The 16,351-nt window shown below is 66.0% G+C and carries 19 protein-coding genes and 1 pseudogene; 10 read left to right on the forward strand and 10 right to left on the reverse strand.

The annotated features are described in order from the left end of the window. Positions 1 to 25: 25 nt before the first annotated feature. Positions 26 to 520 carry a bactofilin family protein gene (locus ACZ46S_RS14115; RefSeq protein WP_295743965.1) on the reverse strand — a complete coding sequence of 165 codons (495 nt, stop codon included), beginning with the start codon at positions 518 to 520 and terminating at the stop codon, positions 26 to 28. A gap of 291 nt (positions 521 to 811) precedes the next feature. On the opposite strand from ACZ46S_RS14115, the gene ACZ46S_RS14120 reads away from it, so the two are divergent. Genes ACZ46S_RS14120 through ACZ46S_RS14130 form a run of 3 tightly spaced genes read left to right on the forward strand, consistent with a single transcriptional unit; the run spans position 812 to position 3,027 of the window. After that, on the forward strand, positions 812 to 1,792 hold the full coding sequence (locus ACZ46S_RS14120; protein ID WP_464062227.1) for an adenosine kinase: 981 nt from the start codon (positions 812 to 814) through the stop codon (positions 1,790 to 1,792). Then, positions 1,789 to 2,538 (forward strand): sulfite exporter TauE/SafE family protein, encoded by a 750-nt coding sequence (locus ACZ46S_RS14125; protein ID WP_295743961.1) that lies wholly within the window; start codon positions 1,789 to 1,791, stop codon positions 2,536 to 2,538. The genes ACZ46S_RS14120 and ACZ46S_RS14125 overlap by 4 nt, the downstream gene beginning before the upstream one ends. A 3-nt stretch (positions 2,539 to 2,541) precedes the next feature. Next, on the forward strand, positions 2,542 to 3,027 hold the full coding sequence (locus ACZ46S_RS14130) for a GNAT family N-acetyltransferase (protein WP_464062228.1): 486 nt from the start codon (positions 2,542 to 2,544) through the stop codon (positions 3,025 to 3,027). On the opposite strand, the gene murI is transcribed toward ACZ46S_RS14130, so the two are convergent. The 6 genes from murI to ACZ46S_RS14160 form a co-directional block, all read right to left on the reverse strand. Beyond that, the gene (gene murI / locus ACZ46S_RS14135; RefSeq protein WP_464062229.1) at positions 3,014 to 3,772 is read right to left on the reverse strand and encodes a glutamate racemase; all 759 of its coding nucleotides are present in this window, start codon (positions 3,770 to 3,772) and stop codon (positions 3,014 to 3,016) included. The two genes, ACZ46S_RS14130 and murI, sit on opposite strands and share 14 nt — an antisense overlap. A gap of 1 nt (position 3,773) precedes the next feature. Next, entirely contained in the window at positions 3,774 to 4,934 is a 1,161-nt protein-coding gene (rodA, locus tag ACZ46S_RS14140) for a rod shape-determining protein RodA (RefSeq protein WP_464062230.1), read from the reverse strand. Beyond that, positions 4,931 to 6,817 carry a penicillin-binding protein 2 gene (gene mrdA / locus ACZ46S_RS14145; RefSeq protein WP_464062231.1) on the reverse strand — a complete coding sequence of 629 codons (1,887 nt, stop codon included), beginning with the start codon at positions 6,815 to 6,817 and terminating at the stop codon, positions 4,931 to 4,933. Before mrdA ends, rodA begins: the two co-directional genes overlap by 4 nt. Before the next feature lie 9 nt (positions 6,818 to 6,826). Next, complete coding sequence (mreD, locus tag ACZ46S_RS14150; RefSeq protein WP_464062232.1) at positions 6,827 to 7,372, reverse strand: rod shape-determining protein MreD; 546 nt, start codon at positions 7,370 to 7,372, stop codon at positions 6,827 to 6,829. 3 nt (positions 7,373 to 7,375) lie between these two features. Continuing rightward, positions 7,376 to 8,269, reverse strand: coding sequence for a rod shape-determining protein MreC (locus ACZ46S_RS14155; RefSeq protein WP_464062233.1), 894 nt, complete (start codon positions 8,267 to 8,269; stop codon positions 7,376 to 7,378). 193 nt (positions 8,270 to 8,462) lie between these two features. Then, entirely contained in the window at positions 8,463 to 9,137 is a 675-nt protein-coding gene (locus tag ACZ46S_RS14160; RefSeq protein WP_464062234.1) for a YggS family pyridoxal phosphate-dependent enzyme, read from the reverse strand. On the opposite strand from ACZ46S_RS14160, the gene ACZ46S_RS14165 reads away from it, so the two are divergent. The 3 genes from ACZ46S_RS14165 to ACZ46S_RS14175 all read left to right on the forward strand — a co-directional run bounded on the left by ACZ46S_RS14165 (position 9,136) and on the right by ACZ46S_RS14175 (position 12,058). Then, positions 9,136 to 9,735 carry a thiamine phosphate synthase gene (locus ACZ46S_RS14165; RefSeq protein ID WP_295743931.1) on the forward strand — a complete coding sequence of 200 codons (600 nt, stop codon included), beginning with the start codon at positions 9,136 to 9,138 and terminating at the stop codon, positions 9,733 to 9,735. The two genes, ACZ46S_RS14160 and ACZ46S_RS14165, sit on opposite strands and share 2 nt — an antisense overlap. Before the next feature lie 361 nt (positions 9,736 to 10,096). Beyond that, positions 10,097 to 11,371: a porin family protein gene (locus ACZ46S_RS14170; RefSeq protein ID WP_464062235.1), complete on the forward strand. Its 1,275-nt coding sequence runs from the start codon at positions 10,097 to 10,099 to the stop codon at positions 11,369 to 11,371. A gap of 159 nt (positions 11,372 to 11,530) precedes the next feature. Further along, positions 11,531 to 12,058: a DUF3576 domain-containing protein gene (locus ACZ46S_RS14175; RefSeq protein WP_464062236.1), complete on the forward strand. Its 528-nt coding sequence runs from the start codon at positions 11,531 to 11,533 to the stop codon at positions 12,056 to 12,058. Positions 12,059 to 12,228: 170 nt separating this feature from the next. Here the strand turns inward: ACZ46S_RS14175 and ACZ46S_RS14180 are convergent, their stop codons facing one another. The 3 genes from ACZ46S_RS14180 to ACZ46S_RS14190 all read right to left on the reverse strand — a co-directional run bounded on the left by ACZ46S_RS14180 (position 12,229) and on the right by ACZ46S_RS14190 (position 13,534). Then, a complete protein-coding gene (locus ACZ46S_RS14180) occupies positions 12,229 to 12,630 on the reverse strand; it encodes a hypothetical protein (protein ID WP_464062237.1) in 402 nt (133 codons plus the stop codon). Positions 12,631 to 12,636: 6 nt separating this feature from the next. After that, complete coding sequence (locus tag ACZ46S_RS14185) at positions 12,637 to 12,975, reverse strand: hypothetical protein (RefSeq protein ID WP_464062238.1); 339 nt, start codon at positions 12,973 to 12,975, stop codon at positions 12,637 to 12,639. A 73-nt stretch (positions 12,976 to 13,048) separates the two neighbouring features. Continuing rightward, positions 13,049 to 13,534, reverse strand: a complete 486-nt coding sequence (locus ACZ46S_RS14190; protein WP_464064327.1) for a hypothetical protein — start codon at positions 13,532 to 13,534, stop codon at positions 13,049 to 13,051. Here ACZ46S_RS14190 and ACZ46S_RS14195 point away from each other — a divergent pair. From ACZ46S_RS14195 to ACZ46S_RS14210, 4 genes and pseudogenes are all read left to right on the forward strand, one after another. Then, positions 13,437 to 13,804: pseudogene (locus ACZ46S_RS14195) on the forward strand (S1C family serine protease); the annotation flags it as partial. The gene ACZ46S_RS14190 and the pseudogene ACZ46S_RS14195 overlap by 98 nt on opposite strands. A 147-nt stretch (positions 13,805 to 13,951) precedes the next feature. Further along, positions 13,952 to 14,179: a PDZ domain-containing protein gene (locus tag ACZ46S_RS14200; RefSeq protein ID WP_464064289.1), complete on the forward strand. Its 228-nt coding sequence runs from the start codon at positions 13,952 to 13,954 to the stop codon at positions 14,177 to 14,179. Between the two features lie 2 nt (positions 14,180 to 14,181). Next, positions 14,182 to 14,865 carry a winged helix-turn-helix domain-containing protein gene (locus ACZ46S_RS14205; RefSeq protein ID WP_464062239.1) on the forward strand — a complete coding sequence of 228 codons (684 nt, stop codon included), beginning with the start codon at positions 14,182 to 14,184 and terminating at the stop codon, positions 14,863 to 14,865. A 20-nt stretch (positions 14,866 to 14,885) separates the two neighbouring features. After that, complete coding sequence (locus ACZ46S_RS14210; RefSeq protein ID WP_464062240.1) at positions 14,886 to 16,298, forward strand: sensor histidine kinase; 1,413 nt, start codon at positions 14,886 to 14,888, stop codon at positions 16,296 to 16,298. Positions 16,299 to 16,351: the final 53 nt, after the last annotated feature.

Below are 16,351 nucleotides of genomic sequence, written 5' to 3' on the forward strand. Positions count from 1 at the left end.
CCACACCCCCAAAAACTTTTATAACTTACGGCTCGGAGGCGAGCGCCGGGCTGCCATGGCTGGAAGAGCCGAGGCTCGGCCCGCCATGATCGCTCAGCATCTCGATGCGGCCGGTGATCTGCCCGCCATCCTCAACCTGCAGGCGGCGGCAGCGGGCGGTGCCCAGCACGCGGCCAGTGGCGCGCACGATCAGCGTGGCGCGGGCCACCAGCGTGCCATCGATGGTGCCGGCGACTTCGGCGTCGTCCACCTCGACCTCGCCCTTGAACACGCCGCCCGGGGCGATGGAAAGCTCATTGGCGTTGATCATCGTGGCTTCGACGGTGCCTTCAACCACCAGGCGCTCGGCATCCTGCACCGTGCCCTGCACGGAAATGCCACGGCCGACCACCAGGGTGCGGCGCTCGGCGGCCTCACGGCTGGGGCTGCCCATCAGCGGGCGCGGGGCGGCGGCGGGCATGCCGGACGGGGTGGACGGGGTGGCGGGGACCGGCGGCGGCGCGAAAGGTGAGCGGGCCATGGGAGACTCCTTGAAGCTGGGGGGAATGAAACTGCTGGCCGGGGAGGTGTCTTCATCCGGGGGAAAGATCGAGGATGTGTCCTCTTCCACCGTCGGCGCGGGGTTAAGCGGTTTTGGCTCTTCCGTTTTGCGCTTGTTGAACACAAATCCTCCGTGCTGGCTCGTCGCGATAATGCCGGGCTAGCATGCGCGCTAAAGGCGAACAACAGCTTTGCTCATTTGCCGCTGCGGTGTGGCGATGCTAACCCGTCCGCGCTGTAATCTGTTGCGAATGTCTGGGGGGCTTGCCGAATGGCCGTGTCACAATTCGATATCACCGGCATCGGGAATGCCATCGTCGATTTTCTCCTACAAACTGATGAAGAATTTTTAAACCGTCACGACATGCGCAAGGGCGCGATGTCGCTGATCGATGCCGATACCGCGACCAGGCTGACCGACGCGATGCAAGGCGGGCACACCGCCTCCGGCGGCTCGGCGGCGAATAGCTGCGCGGTGGCGGCGGCACTCGGCGCCAGGGTGGCGTTTCTCGGCAAGGTGGCCAAGGATGAGATGGGCGAGGTGTTCCGCCGCGAGATCGCCGGTGTCGGCGTGCATTACGCCACCCCGGCGCTGGAGGCGCCGGTCCCGACCGCGCGCTGCCTGATTCTGGTGACGCCGGATGGCCAGCGCACGATGAACACCTATCTGGGCGCCGGCGGCGAGTTCGCGCTGCACGATATCGACGAGACCATCATCGCCGCCTCCAAGGTCACCTATCTGGAAGGCTATCTGTTCGACCCGCCGGCGGCGCAGACCGCCTTCATCGAGGCGGCGCGCATGGCCCGCGCGGCGGGGCAGGAGGTGGCTTTGTCGCTCTCCGACGCGTTCTGCGTGGATCGCCATCGCGAGGGCTTCAAGCGGCTGATCGCCGAGGGGGTGGATATTCTCTTCGCCAACGAGACCGAGATTTGCAGCCTCTATGAGGTGAACAGCTTCGAGGACGCCGCGACCAGGGCGGCGCTGGATGTGAAGATCGCGGTGCTGACGCGCAGCGAGCAGGGCAGCTTGATCGTGCAGGGCAAGGAGAGCGTGCTGATCCCGGCCGAGGAGGTGGCGCTGGTGGACAGCACCGGGGCGGGCGACGCCTATGCCGCCGGCTTCCTCACCGCCTATACGCGCGGCGAGGGGCTGGAAGCGGCCGGCAAGCTGGGCACCAAGGCGGCGGCGCTGGCGATTGCGCGCATCGGCGCGCGCCCGCCGGCGCATGAGCTGCGGGCGCTGGTCGGTTGAGCTGGCAGCTGGTGGTGCTGGCCCTGGCGGGGTTTCTCGCCGGGGCGCAGAATGCGGTGGCCGGCGGCGGCTCCTTCCTGACCTTCCCGGCCTTGCTGTTCGCCGGGCTGGACCCGCGCGCCGCGAACATCACCTCCACCATCGCGCTGTTTCCCGGCCAGGCCACCACCGGCTGGACCGGACGGCGCATGGCCGGGGGCGCGGCGGGGCTTTCGTTGCGGACCTTGTTCACCGTCTCGGTGATTGGCGGGGCGATCGGTGCCGTGCTGCTGCTGGCCACCCCGGTTTCGGTCTTCACCCATCTGGTGCCCTGGCTGATCGCCTTCGCCACGGCGGTGTTCATCTGGGGCAGCTTCTTCCGCAAACCCCGCCAGGAGGATGAAGCCCCGCCGATCTCGCCGCGCATGGGGGTGGTGATGCAGTTCATCATCGCCATCTATGGCGGCTATTTTGGCGGCGGCATCGGGATTCTGATGATGGCGGCGCTGACCGCCGTCGGCCTCGCGGTGCGCCATGCCGGGGCGACCAAGAACGTGCTGGCCGGGGTGGTGAATGTCGCCGCGGTGGTGATCTTCCTGGTCGAGAGCAAGCAGAACTGGCTGCTGGTCGGGGTGCTGGCGATCACCGCGATCATCGGCGGGCAGGTGGGCGTGCTGATTTTGCGGCATGTGCCGGAGAAGGTATTGCGGGTTGTCGTCAGCCTGATCGGGATCGCGCTGACCATCGGCATGTTTTTGAAAGCCTGAGACATGACCTATCAGATTCGTCCCTTCCGGCCTGCCGATACGCAAGGCGTGGTCGATCTCATCATCCCCATTCAGCAGGGTGAGTTCGGCGTGCCGGTGACGCTGCAGGACCAGCCGGATCTGCTGGATATCGAGAGTTTCTACCAGCGCAATGGCGGGTTCTGGGTGGCGGAAGCGGAAGGGCGGATGATCGGCAGCATCGCGCTGATCCGCTTTGGCGCCAACCAGGGCGCGCTGCGCAAAATGTTCGTCGCCGCCCCCTGGCGCGGGCGCGCCCATGGGGTGGGGCAGGCGCTGCTGGAGACGCTGCTGGCGCAGGCCCAGGCCGAGGGGATAAGCGAGATCTTCCTCGGCACCGTGGAAATCCTGCGCGCCGCCTGCCGGTTTTATGAAAAGAACGGGTTTGTGGCGGTGGCGAAGGAGGATCTGCCTGGCGCTTATCCGCGCATGGCGGTGGATAGTTTGTTCTACAAGCTCACGCTGGGCTGAGGGCCGGCGCCAGCCCAAACGGCGCCAGCAGAGGTGTCGCAACCGGGGCGCCGGTAAAGCGTATGCTGCGCGGTGCCGCGCCAATCGCCAGCGTCTCCGCGATGCGCAAAGTCTGCTTGGCCACCGGCATTGCCGGGTCGTGCCAGGAGATGTCCGGGCGCAGCGTCAGGAATTCCGGCAACAGAAAACTGTAATGGGTGCAGCCCAGTGCCACCGCGTCGATCTGATCGCCACCGGGTTGCGCGAAAAGCGGTGCCACGGCGGCGGCCACATCCACCGTCGCGCCGCGGAATTTTTCCTCCGCCAGCTCGGCCAGGTCCGGCGCGCCCAGCGAGAGCACCCGGCAATCCGGCGCGAATGTCTCGATCAGCCCGTTCAGATAAGGCCGGCGCACCGTCGCCTTGGTCGCCAGCACGCCGATGGTGCGGCTGGTGGAGGCGCTGGCGGCGGGTTTGATCGGCGGCACGCAGCCGATGAAGGGCAGCGGGAAGGCCTCGCGCAAGGCGGTCAGCGCGATGGTGGAGGCGGTGTTGCAGGCCACCACCACCGCTTCCGGGCGCTGCCGCGCGATCGCCTCGCCCAGCAGCGCGATCAGATGCGGCAGCAGGATCTCGTCCGGCTTTTCGCCGTAAGGGAAGAAGCCGTTATCGGCCAGGTAGGTGAGCGGCAGGTCGGGGGCCAGCGCGTTCAGCGCCGCCACCACGCCCAGCCCGCCAATGCCGGAATCGAACACCAAAAGCGCCATCTCAGAAATCCCCCGGCTCGGAAAATTCCACGTCGCGATGCACATGGATCGACATCAGCACGCCAAAGCCCAGCATCACCGCGGTCAGCGCCGAGCCGCCATAGGAGATCAGCGGCAGCGGCACCCCGCCCACCGGGATCAGCCCCATCACCATCGAGAGATTGACGAAGCAATAGAGGAAGAAATTGGTGGCGATGCCCAAAGCCACCAGCCGGCCATAGACATGGGAGCAGGACAGGGCGGTGTAATAGCCCAGCGCCACGATCATCATCAGCAGCCCCAGCACCGCGACGGAGCCGAAGAAGCCGAATTCCTCGGCGATGATGGTGAAGACGAAATCCGTCTGTTTCTCCGGCAGGAAATTGAGCTGGTTCTGGGTGCCGTGCAGATAGCCCTGGCCGAAAAACCCGCCGGAGCCCAAGGCGATCTTGCTCTGGATGATGTTATAGCCCGCCCCCAGCGGGTCTGAGCCGGGATTGAGGAAGATGTCGATCCGGGCTTTCTGATAGGCGTGCAGATGGTGATAGATCACCGGCGCGGATACGGCGATGACCACCACCACCAGCGCGAACCACCACCAGCGCACCCCCGCCCCCAGCATCACCGTGGCGCCGATGGTGCCGGTGATGATGGCGGTGCCGAGATTGGGCTCTTTCAGGATCAGCCCCATCGGCACCAGAATCGCCAGGATCGCCGGCAGCACGAAAAGCAGATTGCCGGTCTGCTCGGGCGTGGCGCGCTTGAAATAATGCCCGAGCGCCATCGCCAGAAACAGCTTCATCAGCTCAGAGGGCTGGATTTCGACGCCACCCACGGTCATCCAGCGTTTCGCGCCCAAGCCGACATGGCCGAATTTCATCACCGCGACCAGCAGCAGGATGCCGAAAATCCAGGCCGGCCAGGAGAGTTTGGCGATGAAGCGTATATCCACCATGGCGATGCAGATCATCAGCACCAGCGCCCCGCAGAAGCGGATCAGCTGGCTTTGCGCGTAAGGCTGCGGCGAGCCGCCGGCGGCGGAATAGAGCGCCGCATACCCCACCCCCGCCAGCGCGCAGACGCATAGCACGAACAGCCAGTTCACCCGCATCAGCTTGCGGGCAAGGCCGAAGGAGCGCTCCCGGAAGGGGCGGCGATAGCTCAGGCTGGCATGTTCGATCACGCTTTAAGTCCGGTCGGTACGGTCGGCGGGGGTTCCGGCGGCGGGTTGGCGAGCGGGGTGTCGCGCCCGGCCGGGTCGTGCAGGAGGGCGTAGGTCATCAGGTCATGGGCGATCGGGGCGGCGGTCTGGGCGCCGTAATTGCCGTGCTCGATCAGCACCGCGATGGCGTAGCGCGGCGCGTCGGCGGGCGCGTAGGCGACGAACCAGGCATTCGGGCGCTGCTCCCACGCCATGGTCATATCATTGAAGTTTTTGGCTTTTTCCGCGGCGGTGTTGTTGTGCACCTGGGCCGTGCCGGTTTTGCCGGCCATCTGCACATTGGGGATGGTCAGGCGCGCGCCATAGCCGGTGCCGGCGGGGTCGTTCACCACCTCGAACAGCCCCTGGCGGACCACCGCCAGATGCGCGGGGTCGACATCCAGCGTCGCCGCGCCGCCGGGCAGCGAGTCCGGTTGCAGCGTGCCGCCGATCCGCCGGGTCAGATGCGGGGTGACGGCGAGGCCAGAGGCGAGGCGGGCGATCATCGTCGCCTGCGCCATCGGGGTGAGCTGGGTATAGCCCTGGCCGATGCCCTGCACGACGGTATTGCCCTGGGCCCAATGGATGCCGTGCCGGCGCGCCCATTCCAAAGTCGGCACCAGCCCGGCCTGGGTGTGGGGAATGTCGGAATTGAGATCCACGCCCTGGCCCATGATCGTCGCCATCGCGGCGATCCTGTCGATGCCGGTATCCAGCGCGGTTTTATAGAAGAACACGTCGCAGCTGACCTTCAGCGCGGAGACGACATTGATGTTGCCATGGGCGTCGTGATTGTCGCACCAGAAGATATGGTCGCCGAGCTTGAGGAAGCCCGGGCAGTTATGGATGGTGGTCGGGGTGAGGGCGCCGCATTTCAGCGCCGCCAGCGCCACGGTGGGCTTGAAGGTGGAGCCAGGCGCGAACAGCCCCGCCGTCGCCTTGTTGAGCAGCGGGTGTTTCGGGTCCTCCATCCAGCCTTTCCAGACATCGCTGGGCACGCCTTTGTCGAACAGGGAGGGGTCGAAGGAAGGCGTGCTGGCCATGGCCAGGATCTCGCCATTGGTCGCATCCATCATCACCACCGCGCCGGTCTGCGCCCCCAGGCTCTGCACCGCCAGCTGCTGCAGCCCGGCATCCATGCCCAGCGCCACGGTCTGGCCCGGGGTGCCGGCATCCTGCGCCACCACGCGCATCACCTCGCCATGCACATTGGTTTCGGTCTGCACGAAGCCGGGATCGCCGCGCAGAGAGAGGTCGTCGGCATCTTCCGCGCCGGTGCGGCCCACCCGCATGCCCGGCAGCGCCAGCACCGCATCCTGCTTCGCCTCCTGCTGGTTCGGCCGGCCGACATAGCCCACCGCATGCGCCGCCACCGGCCCCAGCGGGTAGGTGCGGCTGGCCCCTTCCTCGACGATGACGCCGGGCAGGTTCGGGGTGTTGACCTCGATCGCGGCCATGTCCGGCCAGTCCAGCCAATCCTTCAGCAGCACCGGGATATAGCCGGGATGGTCGGCGAGATCCTGGGTGATGCGGGTCTTTTCCTCATCGGAGAGCGGCACCAGCCGGAAGAAATTCTCCAGCACCACGTCCGGCTCCGGCGCCATCGCCTTCATGAACAAGGCGCGCCAATGCTGCTGGTTGCCGGCGAGGATGGCGCCGAAGCGGTCGGTGATGACGCCGCGCTCGGGCGCCACCAGCCGTTCGGAGATGGAGTTCTGCTTGGCCATCAGCGCGTATTTGCCGTGCTCGGAGATCTGCAGATGATAGAGCCGGGTGGTGATGGCGGCGAAGATCGCCGCCTGCCCGGCGCCGATCAGCAGAGCGCGGCGGGAGAAGCCGGTGCGGTTCTTGGCCTGGCGACGCATCTTCGCTCCTTACGCCTGTTCCACCGCCGCCGGGCCGCGATGGGCGCGGATCAGGAAGGCGGCCAGCAACGGGTAGAGCCCGGCGGCCAGCAGCGCCTCCAGCAGCAGCGGCCCGGGCGGCAGCAGCCGCAGGGCGAGGGCGGATTCAATCGCCCAGGCCAGCCCGGCGCAGATTCCGGCCGCCAGCGTGAAGCTGGCCCAGACGATGAGAAACCGTGCCGGCACCAGCTTGCGGCGGGCGAGCAGCGTGCCCCATTGCAGCAGCAGCAACAGCACCGCCCAGACCCCGAAAGAGGAGAGGCCGAGCAGGTCCAGCAGCAGCCCGCACAAGGCCACCAGCGGCGCGGGCAGCGAGCCCGGGCGGTAGAGCGACCAGAAATACACGCAGCTCATCGCATAGACCGGGCGCAGCGCCGCCTGGCCGGGAATGCCGAAGGGCATGCCGATGACGAACAGCCCGAACAGCAGCGTGACCACGGGGAATATCCAGCGCGAAATCGCGTCGATCTGGCGCCACAATTTCGTGGGCCGGCGCAGGGCGGAGCCGCGGGCCATGGCTCAGCGTTTCCGGTGATGCTTGGCGGCGCTGGCGGCGGCGGGTTTGAGATGCGGGATGGGGGTGAGGGCCGGCAGATTATCCGGGTAGCTGAACAGGCGCAGCACCCGCAGCGCGTCCAGATGCGCCAGCGGCAGCACCACCGGCTGGTTCTGTGCATTGTAATGCACCACCCCCACCGGCAGGCCGGGCGGGAAGGCGCCGCCCTCGGCGCTGGTGAGCACCATCGCCCCTTCCGGCGGCGGCTGGTTCGGCGACCAGTACAGCAGAGACGGGTCCGGCCCGTTGCTGCCGGCCATCAGGGCGGGGGCGCCATTGGCGCCGATCGCCACCGGGATGCGGCTATTGATGTCGTTGATCAGCAGCACGCGGGCGGAACGGTCTCCGGCATCCACCACCCGGCCGGCGAGGCCGCGCCCATCCATCGCCACCGCGCCGATGAGGCTTTGCGGGTTGCCATTGGCCGGCGGCACCAGCACCAGCACCGAGCGGGCATAGACGCCGCCGAGATCCGCCACCACCTCGCCGGTGGCGAATTCCGGCGTCGGGGTGGGGACGAAATGCAGCGAGGCTTTCAGCGCGTCATTCTGCGCCTGCAGCGCCATCGCCACCTCCTGCCATTGCAGCAGCTCGGCGTTCTGTTCGCGCAGCTGCGCGTTTTCCTGGCTCAGCGAGAAGAGATGGCCAATTTCGCCGGTGCCGTGCTCGGCCGCCTGAATCGGGCCGGAGACCAGCATATAGGCCGGCGCCAGCATGTCATCCAAGCCTGCGCGCAGCCGGTCGGAGAAATTCTGATCCGCCCGGCCGATGAGAACGCAGCCGAGCGAGACCATCAGCATCACCGGCAGGGTCAGACGCGACAGGGCTTGGCGGAGCGGGATCGATAATCTGATCACCGGAAACCTATCTGCAAAAAGAGGACAATGATCGCCTAGCCCTTACAGGCAAAAGCGCGGGACGCACAGTGGGAATGCGCGGATTCAGCCAGGGCAGCGCGTTTAAAACATTAAAAATTGTGTCTGGCGGGCGTGGGAAAGGGTCACGGGTTGTTGAAGAAACACCCGATACCGCCAAAAACTTTCGATAGCGTTAATTTGCCGGCGGGGTCTCGCGCCGGCCGAACAAAGCGGTGCCGATGCGGATATGGGTGGCGCCGGCGGCGATGGCGGCGGCGTAATCGCCGGACATGCCCATCGAGCGCACCGCCAGCCCATGCGCATCGGCCATCGCGGCGAGGCGCTGGAAATAAGCTGTGGGGTCGCCTTCGGCTGGTGGGATGCACATCAGCCCTTTCAGCGCGTCGCCGAAACGCGCGCGCGCGGCGCGGATGAAACCATCCGCCGCGGCGGTGGGGATGCCGGATTTCTGCGCCTCGTCGCCGATATTCACCTGCACCAGCAGCTCAGGCAGGCGCCCGGCTTTTTGCGCGGCGGCGTCGATGGCGTCGAGCAGGCGCGGGCGGTCCAGGCTGTCGATCGCATCGGCCAGGCGCACGGCCTGCTCGGCCTTGTTGGTCTGCAGCCCGCCGATGATGTGCAGTTTCGCCCCGGGGAGCGGGAATTTCTCCGCCGCCTCCTGCACCCGGTTCTCGCCGAATATAGACAGCCCCGCCGCCAAGGCCGCCTCCACCGCCGTGCGCGGATGGGTTTTGCTGACGGCGATCAGGGTGATCTCCTCAGGATCGCGTCCGGCGGCGCGGGCGGCCTGCGCGATCTGGGCGCGGATGATTTCGAGGTTGCGGGCAATCGGGCTAAGGTCGGCCATGGATTCACGGTTAATCGCCTGGGGCCGCGCGGTAAAGCGGCGCGACCCGCGGGCCCAGATCCCGCCGCTCTGGTTCTTCACCGATGCGCAGCGCACGCCCGACCCGCTGGCGGTGATCGCCCGGCTGCCTTTGGGGCTGTGCGGGGTGGTGCTGCGCCATGACCAGCACCCGGACCGTGCCCGGCTGGCGCGGCGTGTGGCCAGGCTGTGCCGGGCGCGGCGGTTGTTGTTGATCATCGCCGGGGATGCGCGGCTGGCGGCGTCGCTGCGCGCCGGGCTGCATCTGCGCGGCGGGGCGGGGCGGGTGCGCCCGCATGCCGGGCTGCGCAGCGCCTCGGCGCATGATGAGGCGCAGATTCGGCACGCCCGGCGCGCGGATGTGGCGCTGGTCTTCATCTCTCCCGTGCATCCCACCGCCAGCCATCCCGGTGCGCGCGGGCTGGGGGCGGCGGGCTGGCGCCGTCTGGCGGCGCGGCTGAATCCGGCCCGCGGCAAGGCGCCGATAAAGCCTTTCGCCTTGGGGGGAATGAGCGGCCGCCAGGCGCTCAATCTGGGCCCGGCATGTGCCGGCGTGGGGGCAATCGACGCCTTTTTTTGAAGCAATTAGCTTGAAGTTTGACCCGGTTTGCGCCTGGTCCGGAATCGCGGATCAGCTTGTTTATAAAAATACTTAAAAAGTAGGAATATAATGCGGCGCCGCAGCATAAGATGCGCATAGTCGCTGGTTTTTACAGGAAAAGCGCAGGATCGAATTTAACATTAACGTCATATACATGTGGCGTGCGTGCCACAGTCTCCCGAATAAGCTCAAGAACGGAAAGTCAGAGATTGCGCGTGCTGGCGGATGGCGATTTATAGGCGGCCGAGCGCATCGGCTGTCATCAGGCTGTCGGTGCAAGCTTCTGGGGGCCTCACGGTCTTAAAAATTCCGCCGCAAGGCGAATGATGGAGATGATTTGATGCGCAAACTGCTTCTGGCCACCGCGGCCACCATGCTCGCCACGGGCGCTGCCTTCGCCCAGCCGGCGAAAGAGGTTGCCGCTCCGGGCACCATCGTCGTTCACCTGAACGGTTACTTCCAGTACGGCGTCGGCGCGTTCGGTTCCACCCATATGTCCGGCGGCTCCGGTGCCACTGCCTACAAGCTGAACAATGTCGGCACCAACGGCGATTTCCGCATCTATCCGGGCTTCGACGCGCAGACCACCAACGGCATCTGGTATGGTGTGCAGGCTGAAATCCGCACCACCGTCTCCTCCGCTGGCAAGTCCGCCGGGTCCAACACCACCGTTTCCGCCGGCACCGAGAGCCTGTACGTGAAGCGCGCTTATGCCTATATCGGCGCGCCGGAATATGGCTTCATCCGCGCCGGCCAGACCGACAGCGCCTGGACCCTGTCCCAGGTTGGCGCGATCGAGAGCTTCGGCGACGGCGCCGGGTTCAACTGCGATGGCGGCGCCTGCACCATGCTGCCGACCTCCCCGGGTCTGTTCATGTTCGCCGACACCTCCGGCCTCTATGCCACCAACAAGGTTGTGTATGAGTCCCCGGCCGTGGGCGTGCTCGGCGGCAAGCTGTCCGGCATCATCGGCTTCGAGCCGAACTCCAACGGCATCAAGGAAGGCAACGCCGCCAACGGCAGCACGCTGGGCGAGTCCGCGGTCTCCATTTACGGTGGCAGCAATGTCCGCCGCCGCAACACGCTGGACATGTCCGTTTCCTACGCCGAGAAGATGAACGGCTTCGACAACAAGGTCTCCGTGTCTTACCTGCACGGCGCGCCGCTGGGCATTCTGGGCGGCACCCCGACCACCGCGCCGCATGGCTATGACGAGCTGAGCGTGATGCAGGCCGGTGCGCAGACCACCTTCGCGGGTCTGACCGTTGGCGGCAACATGAAGTGGGGCCAGGTTGAAGACGGCTACGCCTTCAAGCCGAAGGGCGCGCGTAACGCTCTGGGCTATGTGGTCGGCGCGGCCTACAATGTCGGCCCGTACACGGTCGGCGCCTCCTACTTCAACCAGCAGAGCTCCGGCGCCTATGTTCCGGGTTCCACCGCCTATGCCCGCACGCTGAGCGAGTATGGCGTTGCCGCTGGCGCGAACTACCAGATCGCCAAGCCGATGGGCCTGTATCTGGAATATCTGTATGGCCACCAGCACCAGCCGACCGCGACCTCGACCGGCAACGTGCAGGAGCAGATGATCGACCTCGGCACCACCATCAAGTGGTAATCGCCTAAAGGCCGGTCCTTCTGGGCTGATCTTGAAAGGGTGGCGGGCAACCGCCGCCCTTTTTGTTTTCAGGGCCGCTTTCGATCTTGGGGCCCCAGCCCTTGGCGGCGCCCTGGTTGAAGGCTAAACAGCTTGCAGTTTCGGGTTTGGAGAGCAGAATTGCGGATTATTCAACGTGTCGCCGTCCCCGCCAGCCTGGCGCTCAGCCTGCTCGGGCTCAGTGCCTGCTCAGGCGGTCTGAAGACCTCCAACCCTGACGTCGCCAATTACGAAATGGGCGGCATGGGCCCGGCCGCGCCGGGCACGGGCTCGCTGTTCACTTTGGGCAAGGGCAGCAATGGCGCTGCCGCCTCCAACACCAATATCCAGGTCAATGCCTATCTCTGGCGGGCGACGCTGGACACGCTCTCCTTCATGCCGCTGGTCTCGGCCGATCCGTTCGGCGGGGTGATCATCACCGATTGGTATGTCCCGCCCGGCCAGCCCGGCACCCGCTTCAAGGCGAACGCCTATATCCTCAGCAAGACCCTGACCGCCGATGCGATCCAGGTGAGCGTGTTCGAGCAGGTGCAGCAGAACGGCCAGTGGGTGGACAGCCCGGCCGACCCATCCCTTGCCAGCGGGCTGGAGGATCGCATCCTCGCCCGCGCCGCCGATCTGCAGGCGGCGGCGCAGAACACCAAGTAAGCCGCTAAGGCCCAAAAACCCCTCCCGTCGCCGACGGGAGGGGTTTTTTGTTGGGGGCTGGGCCACGGGCGTGGAGGAAAGGTCATAAAAGTTTTTGGGCGTAGGCGGCCAAGGTTCCGCCGCTTTTTTGTAAACAAGCGGCACCAAAAAACTTTTGATTTTTTAAGCGCTTAGCTCTTGTTGCGGCGCTCACCGAGGAAATATTCCGCCAGCGCGCCGGTGATCAACGCCGTCAGCACCGCCTTGCGCGGGTCGCGCCGGACGATGAAGGTGCCAAAGCGCAGCGCCAGGCTCAGCGTGCTGACCGCCTCGGTAACCAGGCTGGGCTGGCGGGCGCGCATTCGCCGCAGCACGGCGGTGAAGATGAGGGCGCAGAGCCCGCCCACCGCCAGCAGCAGCACGCCGCAAATGGCGGCGGCGCCCGCCATGCCGACATAATGCGCCACCCAGATCAGCAAGGCGGCGGAGAGAAAGCCCAACCCGCCCAGCCCGGTGCAGAGCAGCACCACGGCCATGCAGAGCCAGAGCGTGGCGGATTTACCGACATAGGCAGCGCGGCGGCCGAGGCTCATCCTCTCTTAGCCGCGGCGCAGGAAGCCGGCGGCGAGCAGGCCGACGCCGAAGGCGATGGCCAGCGACGCCAGCGGGCGCTCGCTCACCTCCGTCTCCAGCTTGGCGACCGCATCCTTGCTCGTGCCCTTCAGCCGGGCGCCGAGAATTTCCAGCTCCTCCTCGATCGAGGCGACGCGCGAGGAGAGGCTGCCGCCATTGAGGTAGGAGGTGATCTGCTCCAGCGCCGCATGCGCGTTCTCGCCCAGCTTCTCGCTGGCATCGCCGAGTCCGGCGCGGAATTTCTCGAATTCCTGCTTCAGATGATCGATATCGATGGAAGACGGATCAATTCGTTTGGCGCACATCTCGAAACCCTCCTTTACTGCAAGGCTCACGTCGTACGGCAAAGCGGCTTTTTCAACTCTGCCGGCGGGTGCATCACACGATAATTGCTGAGCATGCGCAACAAAGCAGCGCTTTGGCTTGCCTGTTAACCGCGTGGCTGGCAAGGCATGGCATGGTTTGAGTGAGAGACGGAAGGGGCGGCATGGGCTGGCTGGCATTGGCGCTGGGATTGTTTCTGGCCTGTCCGGGGGTGGCGCTGGCGCAGTTCAGCCTGTTCGAGGGGGCGCCGCATTCTCTCGCCCCGCTGGTGAAGATGGTCGCCCCCGGCGTGGTCGGCATCGCCGTCACCGAGGCCTCCGGCGGCACCGGCGCCATTCCGGCCCCGGTGCATGGCGGCAAGGCCACCCCGCCTCTGACCCAGGCCGCCGGCTCGGGTTTCATCATCAGCCCGGACGGCATGATCGTCACCAACGACCATGTCATCGCCGGCGCCGCGCAGATCACCGTGACCCTGGATAATGGCGAAAAATTCACCGCCCAGTTAGTCGGCGCGGATGACCTGACGGATATCGCTGTCATTAAAATTCATCCATCTAAACCGCTGCAACCGGCCCGTTGGGGGATTCTTCCAAGGTCCAGGTGGGGGACTGGGTGCTGGCCGCGGGCAACCCGTTCGCGCTCGGAAATTCGTTCACGCTTGGCATCGTCTCGGCCGAGGGGCGCGATATCGGCGAGGGTCCGTTCAACCATTTCCTGCAGCTGGACGCGCCGATCAATCCCGGCAATTCCGGCGGCCCGGCCTTCAACATGCAGGGCGCGGTGATTGGAATAAATTCAGCAATCGTCTCGCCTTCCGGCGGATCGGTGGGGATCGGCTTCGCCATTCCCAGCAACAGCGCGGCGCCCATCGTGGCGCAGCTGATCGCGCATGGCGCGGTGGCGCGCGGCTGGCTCGGCGTCTCCGTGGCGGACCCGAGCGATGGCAGCCAGGGGGCGGTGATCACCGGGCTGGAGGCCGGCGGCCCGGCGGACAAGGCCGGGCTCAACCAGTCCGATCTGGTGGTTTCGGTGAATGGCGAGGCGATCTCCGGCGCTGACGGTTTGACCCGGATCATTGCGTCCATGCCGCCTGGGCGGAAGGTAATCCTTGGGGTAAGGAAAAATGCACATATATTCCACTTGCCGGTCACCGTTGGGCGGCGACCGGCGCAGATAGGGGAGTAGAGATGCGGATACTCGTCGTAGAGGACGACAAGGATGTGGCGGGCTTCGTACTGAAGGGGCTGCGCGAGGCGGGACATACGGTCGAACATGCCGATAATGGGCGTGACGGGCTGTTCCTGGCTGCCTCGGAGAATTTCGACGCCATCATCCTCGACCGCATGCTGCCGGGCGGCATCGACGGTTTGCGGCTGCTGGAAACATTGCGTGGGCAGGACAATACCACGCCGGTGCTGTTCCTCTCCGCGCTCGGCCAGGTCGATGACCGGGTGAAAGGCTTGAAGGCGGGCGGTGACGATTATCTCACCAAGCCTTTCGCCTTCGCCGAGCTGCTGGCGCGCGTGGAAGCGCTGACCCGGCGCGGCAAGAGCGACGGTCCGGCGACCCGGCTGCAGGTGGGCGATCTGGAGATGGATCTGCTCTCGCGCTCGGTGCGCCGCGGCCCGACCAAGATCGATCTGCAGCCGCGGGAATTCCGGCTGCTGGAATATCTGATGCGCCATGCCGGCCAGGTCGTCACCCGCACCATGCTGCTGGAAGGCGTGTGGGATTATCATTTCGACCCGCAAACCAACGTGATCGACGTGCATATCTCGCGTCTGCGTCAGAAGATCGACAAGCCGTTCCCGACCGCGCTGCTGCATACCGTCCGCAATGCGGGCTACATGCTGCGCGCCGAAGAACCCTGATCACGGCTTGATTCAGAAACATGGCTAGATCCAGCGCTGAGCGTATCAAAAGGCAGCGCCCGGCCCGGCGCGGGCTGTGGCGCTCGGCCGGGGTGCGCTTCGCGCTGGTCTATGCCGTGGTGTTCGGGCTCTCCGCCTTCGTGCTGGCGCTGGCCCTCTGGTACTCGGCGCTGAATTTGCTGCAGCGCCAGGTTCAGGCTTCCATCCATGCGGATTTCCAGACGCTGATCGAGCATGACCAGATGGGCGGGCTGCCTTCGCTGGAGGCGGCGATACAGGAACGGCTGGCCGGGTCGCTGACGCCGGATGGGATTTATCTGCTGAAGGGCCAGAACGGCCAGGTGCTGATGGGCAATCTGGACCAGTGGCCGGCGGGGATGAGCCAGGATAATGCCTGGTACCAGCTTTCCGTGCGCCGCCAGGGTGTGGCCTCCATCGCGCTGTTGCAGATGCAGAAAATGCCCGACGGCTCCAGCCTGCTGGTCGGCCGGGATGTGCGGATGCGCACCAAGCTGCGCAATGTGCTGCGCGCCGGGCTGATCTGGGCGCTGGGTCTGATGATTGCGCTCGGCATTCTCGGCGCGGTGCTGATCCGCTCGCTGTTCCAGCGCACCATTCGTGCCATTTCCGTCACCACCGGCGCGATTGCGCGCGGCGACATCACAAGGCGGGTGCCGGTGACCGGGGTGGGCGACGAGTTCGACGAGCTGGCGGTGACGATCAACGACATGCTGGACCGCATCGCCCGGCTGATGGATGGGGTGCGCCAGGTCTCCAACGCCATCGCGCATGATCTGCGCACGCCGGTGACACGGGCGCGGGCGCGGCTGGAGGATGCGGCCTTGCATGCGCGCAGCACTGAGGAGATGCAGGCGGCGATCGACCGGGCGACCGAGGATCTGGATGGCATCGTCGCGGTGTTCGAGGCGCTGTTGCGGATTTCCGAGATCGAGGCCGGGGCGCGGCGCGCGGCGTTCGCGTCGCTGGATCTCGCCCCGGTGCTGCTGGATCTGGACGAGCTGTACCGGGCGGTGGCGGAGGAGCGGGAGATCACGCTGGAGACCGAGATCGACGCGCCGCTGATGGTGTTTGGCGATCGCGAGCTGATGCAGCAGGCGGTGGTCAATCTGCTCGACAACGCCTTGAAATTTTCCCCCCCGGGCAGCTTGATCCGCTTCAGCGCGCGGCTGGCGCATGGGGCGGTGCAGATCGTCGTCGCGGATCGCGGGCCGGGGATCGCGGAGGCGGACCGCAAGCGCGCCACGGAGCGGTTTTTCCGCGCCGAGGCGGCGCGCAGCACGGCGGGCTCGGGGCTGGGGCTGTCGCTGGTGTCGGCGGTGGCGCAGCTGCATAACGGCACGCTGCATCTGCAGGATAACGAGCCTGGCCTGCGCGCGGTGGTCTGCCTGCCGGCCGATAAAAGCCCGGATTAGAGTGAAAGTTTCACGAAGGGGTGTTTTTGAAAAAACACCCCTTCAACCCCCAA

The sequence above is a fragment of the Acidocella aluminiidurans genome, assembly GCF_055383125.1.

Bases quoted from the DNA above. Each gene is read 5' to 3' on its own strand.
- ACZ46S_RS14115 (WP_295743965.1), bottom strand. From the start codon at position 520: ATGGCCCGCTCACCTTTCGCGCCGCCGCCGGTCCCCGCCACCCCGTCC.
- ACZ46S_RS14120 (WP_464062227.1), top strand. From the start codon at position 812: ATGGCCGTGTCACAATTCGATATCACCGGCATCGGGAATGCCATCGTC.
- ACZ46S_RS14130 (WP_464062228.1), top strand. From the start codon at position 2,542: ATGACCTATCAGATTCGTCCCTTCCGGCCTGCCGATACGCAAGGCGTG.
- murI (WP_464062229.1), bottom strand. From the start codon at position 3,772: ATGGCGCTTTTGGTGTTCGATTCCGGCATTGGCGGGCTGGGCGTGGTG.
- mrdA (WP_464062231.1), bottom strand. From the start codon at position 6,817: ATGCGTCGCCAGGCCAAGAACCGCACCGGCTTCTCCCGCCGCGCTCTG.
- mreD (WP_464062232.1), bottom strand. From the start codon at position 7,372: ATGGCCCGCGGCTCCGCCCTGCGCCGGCCCACGAAATTGTGGCGCCAG.
- ACZ46S_RS14165 (WP_295743931.1), top strand. From the start codon at position 9,136: ATGGATTCACGGTTAATCGCCTGGGGCCGCGCGGTAAAGCGGCGCGAC.
- ACZ46S_RS14160 (WP_464062234.1), bottom strand. From the start codon at position 9,137: ATGGCCGACCTTAGCCCGATTGCCCGCAACCTCGAAATCATCCGCGCC.
- ACZ46S_RS14170 (WP_464062235.1), top strand. From the start codon at position 10,097: ATGCGCAAACTGCTTCTGGCCACCGCGGCCACCATGCTCGCCACGGGC.
- ACZ46S_RS14180 (WP_464062237.1), bottom strand. From the start codon at position 12,630: ATGAGCCTCGGCCGCCGCGCTGCCTATGTCGGTAAATCCGCCACGCTC.
- ACZ46S_RS14185 (WP_464062238.1), bottom strand. From the start codon at position 12,975: ATGTGCGCCAAACGAATTGATCCGTCTTCCATCGATATCGATCATCTG.
- ACZ46S_RS14190 (WP_464064327.1), bottom strand. From the start codon at position 13,534: ATGACAGCGATATCCGTCAGGTCATCCGCGCCGACTAACTGGGCGGTG.
- ACZ46S_RS14205 (WP_464062239.1), top strand. From the start codon at position 14,182: ATGCGGATACTCGTCGTAGAGGACGACAAGGATGTGGCGGGCTTCGTA.
- ACZ46S_RS14210 (WP_464062240.1), top strand. From the start codon at position 14,886: ATGGCTAGATCCAGCGCTGAGCGTATCAAAAGGCAGCGCCCGGCCCGG.